This window comes from Lysinibacillus sp. COL-1, from assembly GCF_059814265.1.
On record NZ_JCAWSJ010000004.1, the window covers coordinates 2183919 to 2202983 of the forward strand.

Annotated in this window: 13 protein-coding genes and 1 pseudogene; 13 read left to right on the forward strand and 1 reads right to left on the reverse strand. The window is 32.9% G+C overall.

Features of this window, described 5'->3' with window-relative positions:
• Nucleotide 1 precedes the first annotated feature (1 nt).
• The 13 genes and pseudogenes from dut to AC6BKE_RS19230 all read left to right on the forward strand — a co-directional run bounded on the left by dut (nucleotide 2) and on the right by AC6BKE_RS19230 (nucleotide 14099).
• Nucleotides 2-439, forward strand: coding sequence for a dUTP diphosphatase (dut, locus tag AC6BKE_RS19170; protein ID WP_101966662.1), 438 nt, complete (start codon nucleotides 2-4; stop codon nucleotides 437-439).
• A gap of 380 nt (nucleotides 440-819) precedes the next feature.
• Nucleotides 820-2277, forward strand: a complete 1458-nt coding sequence (locus tag AC6BKE_RS19175) for a M1 family metallopeptidase (protein ID WP_499857697.1) — start codon at nucleotides 820-822, stop codon at nucleotides 2275-2277.
• A 201-nt stretch (nucleotides 2278-2478) separates the two neighbouring features.
• Entirely contained in the window at nucleotides 2479-3153 is a 675-nt protein-coding gene (locus AC6BKE_RS19180; RefSeq protein ID WP_080717127.1) for a copper amine oxidase N-terminal domain-containing protein, read from the forward strand.
• Nucleotides 3154-3667: 514 nt separating this feature from the next.
• A complete protein-coding gene (locus tag AC6BKE_RS19185) occupies nucleotides 3668-4792 on the forward strand; it encodes an ABC transporter (protein ID WP_499857699.1) in 1125 nt (374 codons plus the stop codon).
• Nucleotides 4793-4808: 16 nt separating this feature from the next.
• Nucleotides 4809-6020: an ABC transporter permease gene (locus tag AC6BKE_RS19190; protein ID WP_499857701.1), complete on the forward strand. Its 1212-nt coding sequence runs from the start codon at nucleotides 4809-4811 to the stop codon at nucleotides 6018-6020.
• An 11-nt stretch (nucleotides 6021-6031) separates the two neighbouring features.
• Nucleotides 6032-6958: an ABC transporter ATP-binding protein gene (locus AC6BKE_RS19195; protein ID WP_499857703.1), complete on the forward strand. Its 927-nt coding sequence runs from the start codon at nucleotides 6032-6034 to the stop codon at nucleotides 6956-6958.
• 258 nt (nucleotides 6959-7216) lie between these two features.
• Nucleotides 7217-7726 (forward strand): MepB family protein, encoded by a 510-nt coding sequence (locus AC6BKE_RS19200; RefSeq protein ID WP_499857705.1) that lies wholly within the window; start codon nucleotides 7217-7219, stop codon nucleotides 7724-7726.
• A 262-nt stretch (nucleotides 7727-7988) separates the two neighbouring features.
• Nucleotides 7989-8585: a hypothetical protein gene (locus AC6BKE_RS19205; protein ID WP_499857707.1), complete on the forward strand. Its 597-nt coding sequence runs from the start codon at nucleotides 7989-7991 to the stop codon at nucleotides 8583-8585.
• 192 nt (nucleotides 8586-8777) lie between these two features.
• Nucleotides 8778-9389 (forward strand): hypothetical protein, encoded by a 612-nt coding sequence (locus AC6BKE_RS19210; protein ID WP_271913478.1) that lies wholly within the window; start codon nucleotides 8778-8780, stop codon nucleotides 9387-9389.
• A gap of 492 nt (nucleotides 9390-9881) precedes the next feature.
• Nucleotides 9882-11342, forward strand: coding sequence for a serine hydrolase domain-containing protein (locus AC6BKE_RS19215; protein ID WP_058844397.1), 1461 nt, complete (start codon nucleotides 9882-9884; stop codon nucleotides 11340-11342).
• 399 nt (nucleotides 11343-11741) lie between these two features.
• Nucleotides 11742-12280, forward strand: a pseudogene (locus tag AC6BKE_RS19220) (FadR/GntR family transcriptional regulator).
• A 21-nt stretch (nucleotides 12281-12301) separates the two neighbouring features.
• Complete coding sequence (gene accD / locus AC6BKE_RS19225) at nucleotides 12302-13150, forward strand: acetyl-CoA carboxylase, carboxyltransferase subunit beta (protein ID WP_499857710.1); 849 nt, start codon at nucleotides 12302-12304, stop codon at nucleotides 13148-13150.
• Nucleotides 13143-14099, forward strand: coding sequence for an acetyl-CoA carboxylase carboxyltransferase subunit alpha (locus AC6BKE_RS19230; protein WP_036126268.1), 957 nt, complete (start codon nucleotides 13143-13145; stop codon nucleotides 14097-14099). Before accD ends, AC6BKE_RS19230 begins: the two co-directional genes overlap by 8 nt.
• A gap of 644 nt (nucleotides 14100-14743) precedes the next feature.
• Here the strand turns inward: AC6BKE_RS19230 and AC6BKE_RS19235 are convergent.
• Nucleotides 14744-18976 carry an ATP-binding protein gene (locus AC6BKE_RS19235; protein WP_499857713.1) on the reverse strand — a complete coding sequence of 1411 codons (4233 nt, stop codon included), beginning with the start codon at nucleotides 18974-18976 and terminating at the stop codon, nucleotides 14744-14746.
• Nucleotides 18977-19065: the final 89 nt, after the last annotated feature.

Below are 19065 nucleotides of genomic sequence, written 5' to 3' on the forward strand. Positions count from 1 at the left end.
AATGAACGTAGAAGTAAAAATCAAAAGAGTACACGCGGATGCAATACTACCAATGCAAGCCAATCCTGGTGATGCGGGCATGGATCTCTACTCCATTGAAGCAGTAGAAATACCAGCAGGCGTAGCCAAACTTATTAAAACAGGTATACAGATTGAATTACCTAAAGGAACGGAAGCCCAAATTCGACCAAGAAGTGGACTAGCATTAAAGCATAGTATAACCGTACTGAATAGCCCAGGCACAATTGATGAAGGCTACAGAGGGGAAATCGGCGTTATTTTAATCAACCACGGTCAAGAACCGTTTATCGTCGAAAAATCTATGCGTATCGCCCAAATGGTCATTCAATTTGTCCCATCCATTCAATTAGTAGAAGTAGATGAATTATCACAAACGATCCGAGGAGCATCTGGATTTGGAGCAAGTGGTACTAAATAGAATTGATTAGTTTAAAAAGATGACAAAGAAATCCTGTGTGTATATACATGCAGGATTTTTTTGTTGTCAGTAAGGATAGTCTGTTTAAAGCTTAGCAGAACTACACATGAAAGCAATGGACATTAAAAAAGATGACGTCGGTTACTTACCAAAGTCATCCCATTACGGCATAATCAACAACTACATCTAAAAATATAAACAGCTTTTAATTTTCATCTGTCTACCTAATAGGCAGCATATCACCACGAATATGTGCTCTTCTTTCTTTGTTCATCTTGGTAATTAACTAGATTCCAGATGAAAGATCGAAAGTATATGGTTTAAATTGGGATAATAATATAAAATTTATATATATACCATTTTTATTGTAGCTAATAGTGTTGGGATTGGGGGCGGAAATTATAAAGAAGAAATTATGGAGTACAGGTTTATTACTAGTATGTATTTTTCTCGTTGCTTGTGAGTTCAATCAACAGGAAGGGAAAGAAGCGTCTACTATTGCTCAAAAGGTGAATACAGAAGAATTTATACCAAAGGCGATAAGCCCTGGTAATTTTAGTGAATACGATATGGCACTTAAGATGGATAATGACGGGAAATTTCAGCTAGAATCAACCGTTGTCGTTAAAAACCTCTCTACCGATGATTGGGAACAATTGATATTTTATTTTATACCTAATATGTTTACAAAAGCTGTCTCACCCGAACTGGAGCATCCATCGACCATTGCGTTCCATAACATTACCATTGATGGAAAAACGGCAGCTTATACTCTTGAAAAAGATTCACTCAACATTCAGCTTCAAGAAAAATTGAAACCTCATCAAGAAATGAAAGTTTATTTTTCCTATGAGTTCACTCTGCCTGAAGAGGGCTTAAGATTTACGAAGAGTAATGGTAATTATCATTTAGCTCAATTTTATCCGATGCTTGCCACATATAGAAACCATCAATGGAACAAAGAAGATTATCGTTTTAGAGGAGAGACGTATCATACTACATTCAGCAATTTCAAATTAACCTATGACATTCCTCAGGAGTACACGTTGGTGTCTTCATTTGATCAAGAGGCATTTCCAAGCCCAAACAAAGGGTTACTTGAAGTTGAGAACGTGAAGGAAATATTTGTTGCTCTAGTAAAAGATCCAATACTAGTGGAAAAAGACGAAGACATCGCCATTAGAGTATTTGGATTTGAGGAAAATAAAAAGGAATTATATCAAGAAATAGCAGACGAGGCTTCAGCTGTCATAAATTATTTTGAAGAAATAATGGGGCCGTATCCTCTCAAACAACTAGATATTATCATAGATGGAATGGGCATGGAGTACCCAGGAATTGTAACAGCCCATACGATTTACAACAGTGGTCCTAGTAGTTCTGAGCAGATTAAAAGTACAGTGGTTCATGAAATTGCCCATCAATGGTTTTACGGGGTCATTACCAATGATCCTTTTCATCATGCCTGGTTAGATGAAGGCTTCGCGGTATTTGCTACAAATCTATTCAACTTTAAAAAATTGAATCTGAGCAAACCCTATACGATTTACAGCATTGATCCAGACCTAGTGCTTCCAGTCAATTTACCACTTGATCAATACCAATCTGATATGAGTGCATATGTCTATGGAAAATCGCCTGCAATGCTCTTGAATTTGTTTGATGATAATGAAGAAATCAAAGACATTGAACAATTTTTAAAAAGTTACTATCAATTTTATAACTATAAAGAAATCGATTCCACAGAATTCGCGCGATTCACAAAATACTATTTTGATTTAAAGGACGATTCTATATTTGAGGGGTGGTTAGATCTAGATAACACTAAAAATGAATGATTTAGCAATAGGTTCTCCACGAAAGAAAAGGGATATTGTGCAAGCAGTATCTCTTTTTTATGTTCAAAATATAACAGCTTCACGATCAGGATTTAACCACCTTTTAGAGAAAAAAACATAAATTGAAAATTAAGTATTCTCTTAACGCTAATAATAAACTATACTTACAATTAATTATAATTATAGAACAGGAGAATTGTCATGCTAAAACGGTTATTTTTTGTAAGTTTTGTATTTTATCTATGCTCTTTGATTTATGTAGAGGATAGTAGCTATGTCCATGCAATTAACAAAGATGTAGTATTTTTTGATAGTGGTACTGCTATAAATGGTAGGACGATGTTACCAATGAGAAATATATTTGAATCATTAGATGCAACTGTTGCCTGGGATTCCTCAACCCAAACCATAACAGCAAGTAAAGGGAATACAACTATTCAATTAAAGGTAAATTCGTATAAAGCAATTGTTAATGGGAAGGAGACTTTTCTAGACAACCCACCTACCATTATGAACTCAACTACAATGGTACCCGTAAGGTTTGTTAGTGAGTCTTTAAAACTACCTGTTGAATGGGATTCAACACTAAGAGTAGTTAATATAATCACAGAAGGGAAAAATATTTTTATTTATGTTAATGATCCTACAATAAATACAGATAAGAATTCTAAAATTAATAACTATAATCAATTGGTTGATTTACATAATAACCTTTTATTTGTACTACAAAACTTGGAATATGAAAAATCGTTGTATCCTAATTATTCACAAGATTACCGTAATATATTAGAGAAACAGTTAACATTGTCTAAGCTAAAATTAAAGGTAATGCAAAGAATGGAAGTAATATTAACGGAAATTATAAGACAAGGATAGACAGACAATTATTCAATCAAACGGATCCTCAACTGACATAAAAGAAGGGTTGAGCATTTGGCTTTGTTATTAGATATGTAATAAAGCGTTAGAAGTTTATAAGGGGAAACTAACTCTCCATTCGCTGGCTATGAATTTTAACGCTAATTTGTTAGATTGAAGTGTGATAAGAATTCATTTTGATTAACCATTTCTGCAAAATGGACTCAATAAAGAGCATAGACTTATCAATGATTTGAGTGAAGAATGCAGCTATTTCTTAGTCATTGATTCAACTTAAAGTAAGAACTAATTATTAGCGAATATTACATTGGAAAGGCTACTTTAATATAAAATCCATGAAATTTTTTGACCATTTGAGGACTGTAAATAACAGTCCTCTTCTTTTTGTCGCTTACACGCGTACCAAACTTGAATAATAGTAAGAAGTTTTAAAAGTTAAAAAAATTTAAAAATTGAAAAAATATCCACAATATCTTATCATAGTAATAGCTAACATTGAGAAGGGAGGAGGATGCCGGTGTTACGTGCATTAAAAGTAGGACTAGTAATTGAGCGAGCCAATCGGAAAAATTTAGTTGCGTTAGTCGCTGTTGTCATTATTGTTTTCGGCTTTATGTTTTATTTAAAGGCACAGGCCGTTGGTAATCAAATCGTTGAAAAAAAGGGTGACTATTATTCCATCCAGGCTGTACTATCAAAATTTCAAGTGAAAGATGCTTCAGAATCAGGGGATGGCAGCGATTTATATAAAAATTTAACTAAACAAAAAAGCAAAATTGCTTTACAAATAGCAACATTAACAATGGATAGACAATCTATGTATTATGAGGCTTCACTTCAACTCGCTAAATTAAGGCAAGAGGCATTCGAATTAGAAGGATACGAAAATATTGCCGAGTTATTACCCTCTAAATTACAAAATTCGATGGACTACCTTTATTTTAAATGGATGATAGATGAGGGAAAGGATACACGATCTGATCTATTTCAATACATACCGTTTTTATTATTTTTATTTAGTCACGTAGGTGCAGGCTGGTACATATTTATTAGCTTCCATACGAGCTCTATTTTACTGGATGACTTTGAGCATTCTAGTTTAATTCAAGGCTTTCCTGTGCGGTTTGATACCTATATTTTATCTAAATGTCTTATTTCTTTGTTATCCATAGTGACAAGTATTTTACTCATTTTTATTTGTGCAAGTCCGTTATGGATACTAAATGGACTTGGTAACCCACTAGAACCTGTCGGGATTTATCTAGGAAATGCCACATTAATATCTACGCTTCAATATATCGCAATAAGTGTTGGCTATATGTTCTTCATTTCAATTTTTGTCATGCTGTTGTCCATTATTTTAAATGTGCTACTGAAAAATATGTATTTAACATTATTTGTACACTTTATTGTATTCTTTTTACCTATGATTTTTCCATCTCTTATTAGTTTATTCCCCTATAATCCTTTTAATTTCATGAACTTTAATGATATTTTACGAGGGGTACCGGTAGATTTAGCAGAGCCTGTTGCTATTACGATGAATCTAGGCTTAATCATCCTATGTTTAAGTATTATTTTAATGTTGTTTGTAATTAAAACATTCTTCTCAACAGGAAAAATCAATAGGGCATAGGGGAGGGAAAATAAGCATGTGGAGTTATTTTAAATTTGAATTCAAGCAATTTTTTTTGAATAAGAAAAACTTAGCAATCTACTTTTTACTTGCTTTTGCAACCTTTTTTTATGTATTTAAAATAGCACCAGCTTACGATCCGATTGAAAGTGTAGACTCTGAGGAGATTGAGGCGCGCTATTTAACACGTCAGGAATTTTTAGATCATATGGAAGGAAGAAAATTACATGGTCTGCATCCTGCCGTTATTTTTGCTATTGAAATATTTAGCGAGATTAACCCTATAGATAAAGCAAGATTAGATGCATTAGAAAAGGGCAATTTAAAAAAATATGCAGATTTAACGCGTGATTGGTACTACTTTACCAATGCGATTACCTATAAAAGTGATTCATTTTCATATAACTCAAAGTATTTTATAAAAAATAATGAGTATGCAGAAGATGATGCCTTTTATGCTTATTTAGAGCATGCAGTCCGTTATGATGCATATTCGAAAGCAGATTATGAATTATCAACGGAAATATTTGAACAACGCACGGCACTACAAACGCTCGAACGCTTATTAAAGGGTATACTGCCCATTATATTGATTGTCTGTGTGCTACTTTTAGCAATTGATATGGTTGCCAAAGATAGACGCCATCCATCCATTTTGAAGGGGTTTCCGATTAATGATTGGAAAAAGCTCCTGGTGAAAATGGTCGTTGTGCTACTAGGTAGTGCCGTATTATTTATACCGCTTATTGTTGGCTTCTTTATTGTAGGACTACAATCTGGCTTTGGGAATTTCCATTTGCCCTCTCCAGTATATGCGCCGCATCTCGACTGGCGTATGGAAGGTAAATTTGAAATGATGACTTTAGGTACGTTTTTAGGACAATCGCTGGCTTTGCTTTTTACCTGGTTCATCGTCATCATCAGCATTGTACTATTATGCAGTATGCTATTCCGCAATGAGATGGTCAATTTCGCTGTTGGCATACTTCTTATTTTTGGTGAAAATTTTTATTTCAGCCGTTACGTTGGCTTTTTCTGGGACGTTCAAAATTATCCAACATCCTATATTCAAGTCGGACAAATTATTTCAAAACAGCGGAATTTTTATTATATGAATGATCATTTAGATTTTACTTTAGGATTACAGTTATTACTTGGACTAGCTGCCATTGTCATTTTTTTCATCATACTGACGGCATCGAACAGGCGATATAAGCTAATTAAATAGGGGTGGTAAAGATGATTGATATTCAAAATATTACCGTGCGATTTGGAGACATGAACGTGTTAAATAATATTTCCATGACCTTTAAGCAAGGGCAAATGATTGGGCTTGTTGCACCAAATGGAACAGGAAAATCCACATTTATGAATGTGTTGATGAATTATGTGAAACCGTTGAATGGCAAGATCGTTTTTAAAGATGGACTATGCTACTCAAATAAACAAAATGAAGTGAAAATCCACACATTCGTGTCAATGATGCCAGACCAAAGTGACTTGTATAATCATTTAAGTGGGCGAGAGCATTTAAAAATGTTTGCTACGATGTGGAAATCGGATTTAAAACTGATTGACGAAACAATCGAAGCATTAAATATGGGGCATTATGTGAATAAAAAGACAGGTACCTATTCTCTTGGGATGCGCCAGCGTCTATGCTTTGCCATGCAAATTGTTACAAATACAGACATTATGATGATGGACGAAGTGATGAATGGGCTTGATCCAAATAATGTGGAAATTATTTCGAAAATATTATTAAAGAAAAAGGCGGAAGGGAAAATTATTATTATTGCCTCCCATTTACTTGATAATTTAGAGAAATATGCAGACCGAATTTTCTTATTTAACGAGGGAAAACTAATAGATACCAATCAAATAATCGAAGATTTTAGTCAAGCACATATTAAAACGATTCGCATAAAAAATATGGAAAGTAATACGAAAAAACAGCTTCATGAGCTATATCCAAATATCAAACTTCAAACACTGACAAATGACATGACACTCATCCATTTACTAAGTTCTGAAGCCAGCTTATTAAGTTCACTTACGTCTTTTTTAGTTGAGAGAAACGTAGTAGATTTTGCTTTTGGGAAAGTTACATTAAATGATTTGTATGCAATGTATTATCACGAAGAAAGCAATGTGACAGCTAGTTAAAGAGGAACAATCACTTTTATTGTTAAATTAGTTCTTGCCGTAAAATATAATGATTATTTACGGAGCAGCTTTTGACTTACTCTAGTTTCCAAAAACATAGTATTTACTACCTTTTCAGTTAAGATTACATCCTCAGATAATTATTTATTGTTTGGTCATCATTGTTAAAATAATGTGAGACATATGATTGAAAAATTACGGTGACAGGTCCACAGGTGATATACTGGTATATCTTAGGATAAGAAAAGGGGTAAAACTATGAATAAATTTAATAAGACATTAGCATATATAAATGAATTACTTTATGAACCTAATAATTCAACAATAAAAGATATCCATGAAGAAACTCAAAACTCAGATTATGGGGCTGGGCTATTTCAGTTAAATTCTAAATCGGTTAGATTTAGAGTCGCAAAAATAACACCTAACAAAATAGGACAGTTTGTTTCCTTTTGGGAAAAGGATGAAACTAATAAAAACCAAGCATTCTCATATGATAATGCCACTGATTTATTGGTAATAAACACTTTTAATGATAATGGTGATTTTGGCCAATTCGTTTTTCCAAAAGAAGTTCTTTTAAAACAAAACATCCTTAAAACCGTTAATACAAAGGGTAAAATGGCAATTAGAGTTTATCCTAGTTGGGATACTCCCACTAGTCAACAAGCGCTAGCAACACAAAAATGGCAATTACCCTATTTTATTAAAATTGACGATGCTAGTAGTTTGTCAATACATGAGCTATTAAAATTATACTCCAACTAATTTTCTTAAACAAATGAATAAGCAACAGATTTATTACAGAAATTGCGCTATTCATATTTACTGAACAGTTTGAGGGAAGCAATAAATAAGGTATCAACTACTGATTACGATTATCAAGATTTTGAAAAGGATCTATTTAAAATAAGAGCCTTTCTACGATAAGCAAACACAGGGACGATTATTCAATTAACGCAGTCTCTTCTTATATTACCAGGGCAGTTTAGTTATTCTTTAATATTACGTGAAGCAAGGATGTGATTGAATGTTTCAAGATGGATTTCCCAAACATTTAAATGAGGATGTGACGACAGTGGTTGGAATGATTCCTCATAAAACTTATAATCATGTCACGATTGCTGTGTCTGAGGATACTATCCACTATTTTCAAAATAATACCGTGATTAGATTTCCTTATCGTACCTACTACATTGATAGTTCAGATGAAGTTATAGAAAAACTAAGTCTACAACAAAAAATGATTTTGCATTGTATATATTCAAGAAGTTGTGATGGATTTGTACGTCAAAAGCATATTTATTCGTTGCTACAGATGGATTACGAAGACTGGGCTATTCCTTATATCGTCAAAATATGTGATGAATATGTCGTAGAGATAATAGAATTAGCCTATGATATTTTAAAAGAGCAGGATACAGAACGGATTAAGAGATTTTGTCTTGAAAATATTGTGCCATTTTGCAAAAGCTATAATCGAATGATTAGCTATTGGAACGAATTTTACCGATATAGATACAATCATTTTCAAACATACATTGGCAGGAAGTTATTTAGAGATTGTTTTGGTTACTCTAAAACAATGGAGCGCAGGGCAAAGAGAATTGTGGAGCACTTAACCTAAAGTAACTGGGGCTTTAATTGAATAAGACTCATTTCATTTTACTAACGGGCCAGATTGTTGAGGAACATTTTCAACAAAATTGATATTATTGTTGAACTATCGAGTAAGGTTGTGAAAATTATTACTTAAACTAACTGCTCAGGATAGTTAAAGTATATTTAGGGCACGTTACTTCAAAAAGGAGTAATCTAAATGAAAAACCCATTCTTAATTAGTTCATTTGTGTTTATATTTTTGTTCAGCTTTTCTATGTATTTAGGAAGTCCAGTTTATTCACAAACTACACCTTCAGATAAAAATGAGTATTTACATCCTGCAAATAAGGAAAAAGTTATTGATGAAACTGTAGATGAATTTTATCTTGCATTAAGAGACCTAAAATATCCTATACATCAGGAGGTTTTTCAAAGATATAAGCAGAAGTCAAAGCAGCAGCAAAGGCATTTGGATACTGCTCTTTTTAAAGAAATGCCTGATGCATCTGTAAATGTTAGAAAAAAAATATTGTTCAATGAGGTAGAAAAATTAAATTATATTACTTTTGATGGAAATATTCTTCGTACCTACCCTAATATAGATATTAACTACCATCAGACAGTTAGCCCCGATAGGCAAGTTTATTTCTTTTATTCCTTTAAAGACACTGAAAAAGAATTTAAAGGTAATTATGCAATTTATGATGTGGAAACAAAAGAAATGGTGGCAGGTGGAAGTACTTATATGCCAAAGCTCAATCTTACAATGAACACTTATGATAAAGAAAGTTTAGAGAAAGTTGCAAAAGGGATGTATTCGTCTAGTTGAACTAACTGTAGCGATAGTGCAACTTCCTATAAGCAATTTTAGACATACTTTAGTTATTTCATTAAAGGCGCAATTCTGCAGCAAGAATTGTGCTTTGTGTAGAATTGAAATAAAGTTACGATGTTTTAAAAAAAGATACGATGTTTATAAATTATCAAGACCTAATTTTAAAAAAGATAGAAAAATTAAAGGGGCTGGGACAAAAGAAAAAATGTTAGACCATTTACAAGTTTGGTCTAACATTTTTTTGCGTTATTAGAACACATATACTTTAATAAATCACAAAAATAACATTCATTTTTTGCTTTTTCTCAATAAAATGAGTTATGTCCCAGCCTCTTTCTTCTTTTACTAAAGCACCCGTTAGTTTAAGTGTAACTCTTCACAATTACTTGATATTATATAGTTAAGTAGAAATATAAATTAGAATTTAGTTTATAGTTATAAAAATAAGTTTTTTATACTCTTATAATTCTTCAAAAAGGAGAGTTTATGAAAAAGACTATTGTTTTTGTATTAACGATACTTATATTATTCTCGGGATTCGCAACACAAAGTTATGCGTTGTCAGATTCGAAATCTGTGGCAATACAAGCGTTGCTAGATGATGCCTCTCGTACATCAGGTGTGCCTGGAATGTCAATCTCAATACTTGCTAATGATGAAGTGTTCTACTTTTCTTCTGGGTATGCAGATCTTGAAAAGGGGTTGTCTGCAAGTGAAAATACACTCTATGAGTTGGCCTCGGTGAGTAAAGCTTTTACTGGTATGGGGATTCTGCTATTGGAAGAGCAAGGGCTGCTATCAATGACTGACCCTATCCAAAAATATTTACCTTGGTTTACGTTAAAGTATCAAGGTAAACCTGTTGATATGCAAAGCCTTACACTAAATAACTTCCTTCACCATACCAGCGGCTTAACAAATATTAGACATACTCAAAATATTCCACAAGGCAATACGCCTGATATGTTGCAAAAGACTGTGGAAACGCTGGTAGATGCTGAATTGGCGTTCTCTCCCGGTGAACAATATAACTATGGAACCGTTAATTATGACGTATTGGGTTTGGTTATTGAGATTGTATCACGACAAAGCTATGAAGACTTTATGAGGGAACAGGTATTTCTACCCTTAGGTCTTCACCAGACGTATGTTTATAAAGAAGATGCTCAAGCCACTGGACAGTTAGCACAGGGCTACCGTTCTTCCTTTTTCATAACAACTCCATTTAACGCTCCGGATTATGCTGGGAATAAACCTGCCGGCTATATCATTTCTAATACAAAAGATATGGCGCGTTGGATGGGCATACAGATGGGTATCGTGCAGGACATACCCGAAATATTTCACAGGGTTATCGAAAAATCACATAGGGGTGATATGTCTGTTTCGGCTGTCAACGATATGTATTATGCGGCAGGTTGGTCGGTAAACGCCGAACAAACGTTTATAGAACACACTGGGGGTAATCCGAATTTTAGAACCGAAGTAGCTATACTGCCAAATGAACGAACAGCCATCTGCTTACTGAGCAACGGCGCAAATACCAATATAAACCTGGTACTAAAAGTTAAAGATATATTAGACGGCAATCTAACTCAGTCATATGAGATAAGCGGCACACAGCTTTTGGACATCATTTTGTCGTCTACCACAATTATTCTTTGCCTATTGGCCGTTCTGTTATTTCTCTTAGGATTAAGAAAAAGGAAAACGAATGAGCAGCAGCCAATTACAAAAAAGAGAACAATCGTAACAATTATTTTCCTAATCGCTACGATTGCCCAGTGTATAATGTTTTTTGCCTTCGATTGGTCAACGATACTTATTTGGCAAACATATAGTGTTCTTACAGCTTTGATTTCGTCAACATTATTAACAGCAAGCATTACTTGGTATATACTCACCGATAAGATGCCTCGCTCCGAAAATAAGTATAATGTTAAGTAATTAAATTCCACTTTATCAATATTCTTAATTAAAAAAACATAAGACACCTCGGTGTCTACAGTCTGAAACTGCATAAATTTTTATGCAGTTTTTTCTTTACTTTCAAATAATTATTTTGTAAGATAAAGCCAACTTCAAAAGTGGCCAGACCACTTTTGAATTCATTCAGTAAGAGACGCCATCATCTGAAGATGTTGGATTTTGTTTCTTTTTAGTAGGTACCCAAACACCTACTGAATGAAGATAAAGCCTTTGGATACATTGTTTATCTGCGCGAAAGGAAAGCGACAGCAATAATTATTCCAAGGCAAATAGATTGACCGAGGAGTTGATCGTATGGATAAAAAAACCGAACAAAAGAAAGTGTTTTTAGATATCGTCCAATAATTACGACAACTTATTAAAATAGAAAAAACACAGGCTGGTGAAAAGTCACCTTCCGAAAGAGTCTTTTCAGAACGTCTAGGTGTCAGGCGATCCTCTGAGAGAGAGGCATTGCGAAGTTTAGAGTTATTAGGTCTTATTGAAACGAGACATGGGGAAGGTATGTTTCTAGCTTCTACATAAAAGCATCAGCTCGTAGAAATATTGTCGATGTTTATATTAGAAGACATGAAAAGGAAGCCATTCGCATTATAAGTTGTACAGAAACTCTGCAAACACTACCAGTGTGGGGCAGTTTTTTTGTAAAGCTAGAGATAGAAAGTACGATTAATTGTCGGGATGTTTTACGAGAAATAATCATCACGTCAGGAAATCGTCTTTCACTAAAAGTCTAGTTTCAGTTAGCAGTTTATGCTGATGACCGTTTAAATCGAAACTCAACAGAAGAAGAAAAATTAATCATTCAAACTATGTTGAAATCGATGCAGCTTGGCTATGAAAAAGAAGCATTAAAAGCTTACCAACAGTGGATGAATGCTGAACAAGGCATTTAGACAACAAAGGGGGAGTAAAACATGGTAATACGTAGCTTATTTAGTAAAAAGAAAGAGGACGGACAGGAAAAGGGATTTCCAGAAGGACTTATGACAAAATGTCCAGAATGCCGTCACATTCAGTTAACAAAGGAATTAGAAAAAAATCATAAAGTGTGTACAAAATGCGACCATCATTTCAAAATGACTGCACAGGAGCGCGTAGCATATTTCTTAGATGAAGGTTCATTTGTTTCAATGGATGATCATTTACAAACAAGTAATCCACTTAATTTCCCTGATTATGTAGAAAAAATTTCAGTGGCTAAACAACAAACGGGATTAAGCGAAGCTGTACTAACTGGGTTAGGAACTCTTGATGGAGAAGAAATTGTTGTAGCCATTATGGATTCTCATTTCCGTATGGGCTCAATGGGCTCCGTTGTAGGAGAAAAAATCACACGTGCCGTTGAAAAAGCTATTGAATTACGTGTACCGGTTATTATCTTTACTGCTAGTGGTGGAGCGCGCATGCAAGAAGGTATTCTATCATTAATGCAAATGGTAAAAACGAGTGTGGCATTAAAACGTCATAGTGAAGAAGGACTATTATTTATTTCGATCATGACGCACCCTACATACGGTGGCGTTTCAGCAAGCTTTGCTTCTGTTGGAGATATTAATATTGCAGAACCGAAAGCATTGATTGGCTTTGCTGGTCGCCGTGTAATCGAAGAAACATTAAGAGAAAAATTACCAAATGATTTCCAAAAGTCAGAGTTTTTACTAGCGCATGGTCAGCTTGATGCAGTTTTCCATAGGAAGGATTTACGAAACCAAGTAGCAATACTTGTAAAAATGCATACAAAAGGCGGTGTGCAACATGTCTAAAAATTTAGCTTTTGAAGAACCAGTAGTACAATTACGAGAAAAAATTGATGAATTAAAAACGATTGCTACAGAGGCAAATGTAGACATGACAGGCGAAATCGAAAAGCTTGAAACACGTCTAACACAGCTAGAACAATCTATTTATGCCAATATGAAGCCATGGGATCGTGTACAGGTTGCTAGACATCCAGAACGACCAACAACTTTACAATATATAGAAGCTATGTGTGAAAACTTTATTGAGTTACATGGAGATCGTACATTTGGTGATGATGCAGCTATTCTTGGAGGAATTGCTCTCTTTGAAGGACAGCCCGTAACAATTGTTGGACATCAGCGCGGAAAATCAACTAAAGAAAATATTAGACGAAATTTTGGTATGCCACACCCTGAAGGATATCGTAAGGCATTACGCTTAATGAAGCAAGCTGAGAAATTTAAGCGCCCAATTATTTGTTTTATTGATACAAAAGGAGCCTATCCGGGTAAGGCAGCCGAGGAACGCGGCCCAAGTGAAGCCATTGCTAGAACTCTCTCTGAAATGGCGATTCTAACAGTACCAGTTATTAGTATTGTTATTGGGGAAGGCGGAAGTGGAGGTGCCATTGCATTGGGGGTAGCTAATCGCGTCTTTATGTTAGAGAACTCAACGTATTCGGTTATCTCGCCTGAAGGGGCTGCATCGATCTTATGGCGAGATGGTAGCCTAGGGAAGCAAGCTGCAGAAGCAATGCGGATAACAGCACCTGACTTAAAAGAGCTTGACGTTATTGATGGAATAATCCCTGAAATAACGGGTGGAGCACACCGCAATGTTGTGAAGCAAGCATTTTATATAAAAGAATGTATAAGCGTCACACTAAAAGCATTGAATTCCCTAAATGGCGAACAATTAATTGAAGATCGCTATGAGAAATTCAGAAAGATTGGACAATATACAGAAGCTTAAATTCATTTTTAGGTTTTTGGACATGTGAATTTGTTCGTAAAGAGAGAAAAATTGTTTCTTAAATTAATTAATATCCCAATGAATGATGGAAGAAAAAAGAGTTGTAGTTTGTAATATAGTTTGAGAAAAATAATTTCGCATTTAAATAAAACCCACGCATTTTGATCAAACTTTTATCAAAATGCGTGGGTTTCTTCTATAAAATCAACGTTTGCAACAAACTTTTAATCAAACTTTATTCCAAACCAACATGAGCTAATATTATGTACAAGTCATTTCGTCTCACTATTATTAGTATACTTTTCAATGAAATATAACTTCCTATAATTTATATTATGTAAACTAAAATTATTTGGCGTGGAGGAGGGCTTAGATACGTCAACTACCCATAATATCTGTACTTTTCGATTAGGGTGATTGTGACGGAATTCCTCCTAAGTTAGTCCAACGTCGCACTAATTGGATTTAGATCGTCCTAGATATTGAAAAAGTTGTCATGTTGGAGACAAATCCATGGATGATAACCCTCGTCATGGTCGTATGTGGAACGGAAACCCTCTATTAAATAAAATGAATTAATTTGGTTTAAGAATACAATATAATTGAAGAGTGCAATAATAGTAATTATCACACTCTTCAACTGCTTAAAATCTATCTTTCATTTCGAATTTTTGATATTGATCTAAAATCGTGTGTTTTATATCTGCTCCATTACCAGTCCAACATATAAACCACTCTTCTTTTCTACTTCGCTCAGACATCTTCTCCATATAGAAATCCCATACCACTGATAGTTTATTTTCCCTTAAATACTTTTCTATATAATCAGCTCTAAATAACAAGTTACTTTCATATCCCATATACTGAGCATCAAAGGCAACTAAATTTTTCTCACTGTCTTTCCAAATTCCCTCAGATATTTGAAATAAATTAAAAAAATTCACTAAATTAGCATTTGGCAAAAGATAGCTACAAGAATTTCTTTCTCCAGAATCAGGATTGATATCTGTTTCCCACAGATATTCCCATATTGCATCTTCACAATCTACATCTTCAAATTCATTTTTATAAAACATATCTGAGAAGGATGGATGCCAATAGTATTCAAATGCAAATATACTATACGTATTTGCCCAAGAAACACTTATATCTCCTTTATTTTGTAATTTCAAAGCAATATATTTTTCTTTATCATTAATAGGTACAAAAACTGCTTTTGACTTTATGAAAAATTCATCTTTGTCTACAAATTTCTTTCCATTTTCTCTTTTTTGGAGAAGCATTTGTGCTAAAGAGATATATTTATTTCCCTCGTACTCAATAAATATAAAATCATCTAGATTATTAAACTCATCTTCACTTTGCGCCCATTTTTTATTTGGTTCATATGGTAAAAAAGATTTAATTAAATCTTTTTTACTGATATCTTTTGTGGGGTACTCCAATAAACTAGGATCAATGTTTCTTAGGAAGGGATCCCAGGGACCGTTATACCTCTTGTAATATTCTTTTTCAACTCCAAGGAAGTGGTCTTCTTCTTTTAAAGTTTCTTCGTTTTCTTCGACAACCGCTTCTATGTCTTCTCCTGATTTAATTTTGAATATGTTATCCATAAATGAATACATTTTTTTATTTTGCAACTCCTTATATTTTTGATATTCAGGAGTATACATCTTTATTTCTTTGAATATAGGATAGTTATCTGTTAATTTGGCTATTAGCTCATATAGCGCAATCCATTGATATTTTTTACCAATACGCTCCACTATATTTTCATGTCTATTATAATTTCTTAAATTCCTATCATAATATCCATGTTTTTTTTCATCATACCCATAGTCAAGAGTCCTCATTGTAGCAATATTACTTAAATCTTGGTCGTCAAATTGATTTTTCCAATCAGATAATGCACTCCCAAAAACATACCTTCCAAAATCTCCATAACCCCCTGTTCCTCTTCCGTATTCAGTTGTCATAGATCTTATTATCGCATGAAATCCACTAAACTCTTCCCCTGTGACTTGCTGCATTTCTATTAACTTTTCATCGACTTCTTGTAAAGAATATATTTTTTTATACCAGTTACTAGAATATGGTGGATTAATCTTTTTATATTCTTCAAGCTCAATAATTCCTTTATTAGCAGCAAATAAAATAATACTTCTCGCATAATCTCTAATTAAAACATTCGGATAGACTTCATCTTGATCGAATATTTTAGCATAAATAATATCAATTATTTTTTCTAATTGTGGTACTTCATTAGACCTTAGAATTGCTCCATATGCACTTGCAAATAGTCTTTCCAATATATATGGGTCATTAACATCAATAAACCTATTAATATTCTTTAAAATAATCGATGGTTCATTAATATATAGTTTTACTAAAGCCTTCGTAGAAGTATCTCTTAGCTTACGGTCTGTACTTGTAAACAACCAAGTAATGGTCAAAGACAGCAATTCAAAATTCTCATACTTGAAGTGTTGAAAACTTAAATTTTGTTTTAGAATAATTTCTACCAATCTCGTAGGCACTTCTGGATTATTATTTATAGATATAGTCCAACCTCCGTCCCTTGTACACATTGCTAAAGGATAGATGTAATTATTTAAGAACTCGGCATTTAATGGTGATTCTAAAATATAAGACTGTTTTAATAAGCTTTCATAAACTAAACTTTGTAAATCTTCGTTTTCTTGTCTTAGACATAAATCAATCCAATAAAGAGTTCTTTTATTTATTTTTTGAACATTTCTCCATGATATTCCTCGAGCAAAGGATTCTACTGCATTAAAAGTTATAGATTCACTATCAACTAAATCAAATAATTCCATGTTTAACTTTTCAGGAACAATTATTGATAGACTCTCATTAACTCCATAAAAATAAGGATTATCAGATGACAATATCTCGTCAAATAGTTCTTTACCTTCTTGCTGATACTTTTCTAATAAAACTAAGGATATATATATATCTGCAAATCTTTCATAAGTAAAATATACTAAACTTTCACCACGATACCCTGAATTTATTGATAAAATATTTTCTTCTTCTAACCCTAAAATTATCTCTCTATAACCAGATGTATAAGGACTCGCTGTTCTTTGCAACACTTCGGAAAGTTCACTCAATTCTATATAATGACTTTCACTTTCAATAAATCTCGCAGCAATTTCCTTCAATATTTTATCAACCAAATTTAAAGAGTTTGTGTACGGAAACCTTTTATCAAGTGACAATCTGCTATTAATCTTTTCCACATATCTTTCTAATACCTCGACTATACTCCAACCTCTATATCCAACATATTCTTCTTGGATTGCTTCACAATAAATTTGTAAGAATAAAGGGTTATAGCACTCATTCTCTAAAGATGGGAATATTAATGGATTTATTCTATAGTAATTAAAAAAAGGCTCTAATGCTTCTAAACTTAAATCTTTAAACCCCTTGTGTTCTAATTTATGTAACGGAAAGTCTTCCTCAATATTTTCAGGTAATACGCTTCGAATATAATTACTTCTAACAGATAAGGCTACAGCAATATTGTCAAATTCATTAATGGAATTTAAAAAGTTTAACAAATAATTTTTCCAAAAATGTTTACCTTCACCCTCATTTAAAGCATCTATTATTATTACAGTTCTTTTATTTTTATCATTAAATTCTTTAAGAAAAGACTCTTTAGAACCTTTATATTCAATCAAATCAAATAATTGTTTGAAGGGATGATCGTGCGTATTTAAATGTTGGCCTAAAAATAAAAAAACACTGTGACCTGCTTCTTGCAATCTTTTAGCGTTATCGGCTAATAAATGTGATTTACCTATTCCCGCATCTCCATAAATTAACAAATAAGGCTCGTTAATTAAAATTGGTTTTACCAAGTCTATATAATCATTTAATTCGCTTTCAAATCTATTTATTGTTTGGATTGAATTAATTAACTCTTCCCTAACATTCTTTTTTTCTTCTTCATATAGCTTGTATCTTACACCATTTAATTCTGCCATAAAGCCATTAATCTCTTCAGAAAGACATTTCAACCTACTATGCAAATAGAATTCTTTATCTTCACAGTCAATCTCTTTTAAATAATTTATAACCTTTTCAATAAACTTTGTATCATCGTATCCTAAAACTTCTTTATGCTTATTGAAAGCTTTACTGAATTCCATAATACTCATTTGCAATTTATCTAAAAACCTACTGAAATGCTGAAAAACTTGATTATTACTTACTAAAGAATTAAATATTGCATTAAAATCCGTTTCTACATTTGCCTCGGAATTATACCGTTTTCCTAAATCCAATATGTTTTGATCTAATATTTTCTCTAGATGTTCATCCGTGTATTTTTCTAAATAGGCTCTTTCTTGAATTTCTAATAAATTTCTTTCGAAATATTCCTGTAAACTCTTATTACCTTCTGCAATACTATTTTGAATATTAGATAAAATACTCATTTCATTTGATTTAAAACTTTTATCTCGGTACTCTTCAAGATATGTAATTAAATCATAAAGATATTGCTCTACAACAGGATGATTTTCTATTTCTTTTAACTTCATAGAGTTTCTATAATGATTTATTTCATCTATTGCTAGCTTAGATAATTGCTCTACAAATGCAGCTTTAGAAACAGAGTTATACGTAGCTCCAAATACATAGTTAAATATTAAAAGCCCATTCTTTTCATCATTTAAAAAATTTTGAAATGTATTTGAATCCACAAATGTACCTTCATAATCCTTTTGAAACGTTTTTATCTTCTTAAATCTCCATTTTATCTTCAGTTTGTCTAATAATGTTACACTTGCTAAACTCACTAAATTCCTAAATAAAGGTTTTATCATAAATGAAATATTAACCATTTTTAATCCCCTTTTAGTAATAAACTTATCATTGAATAAACTTATTAAAAGTATCAAAATACAGTTTTTTTGAATTGCAGCTTTAAAGA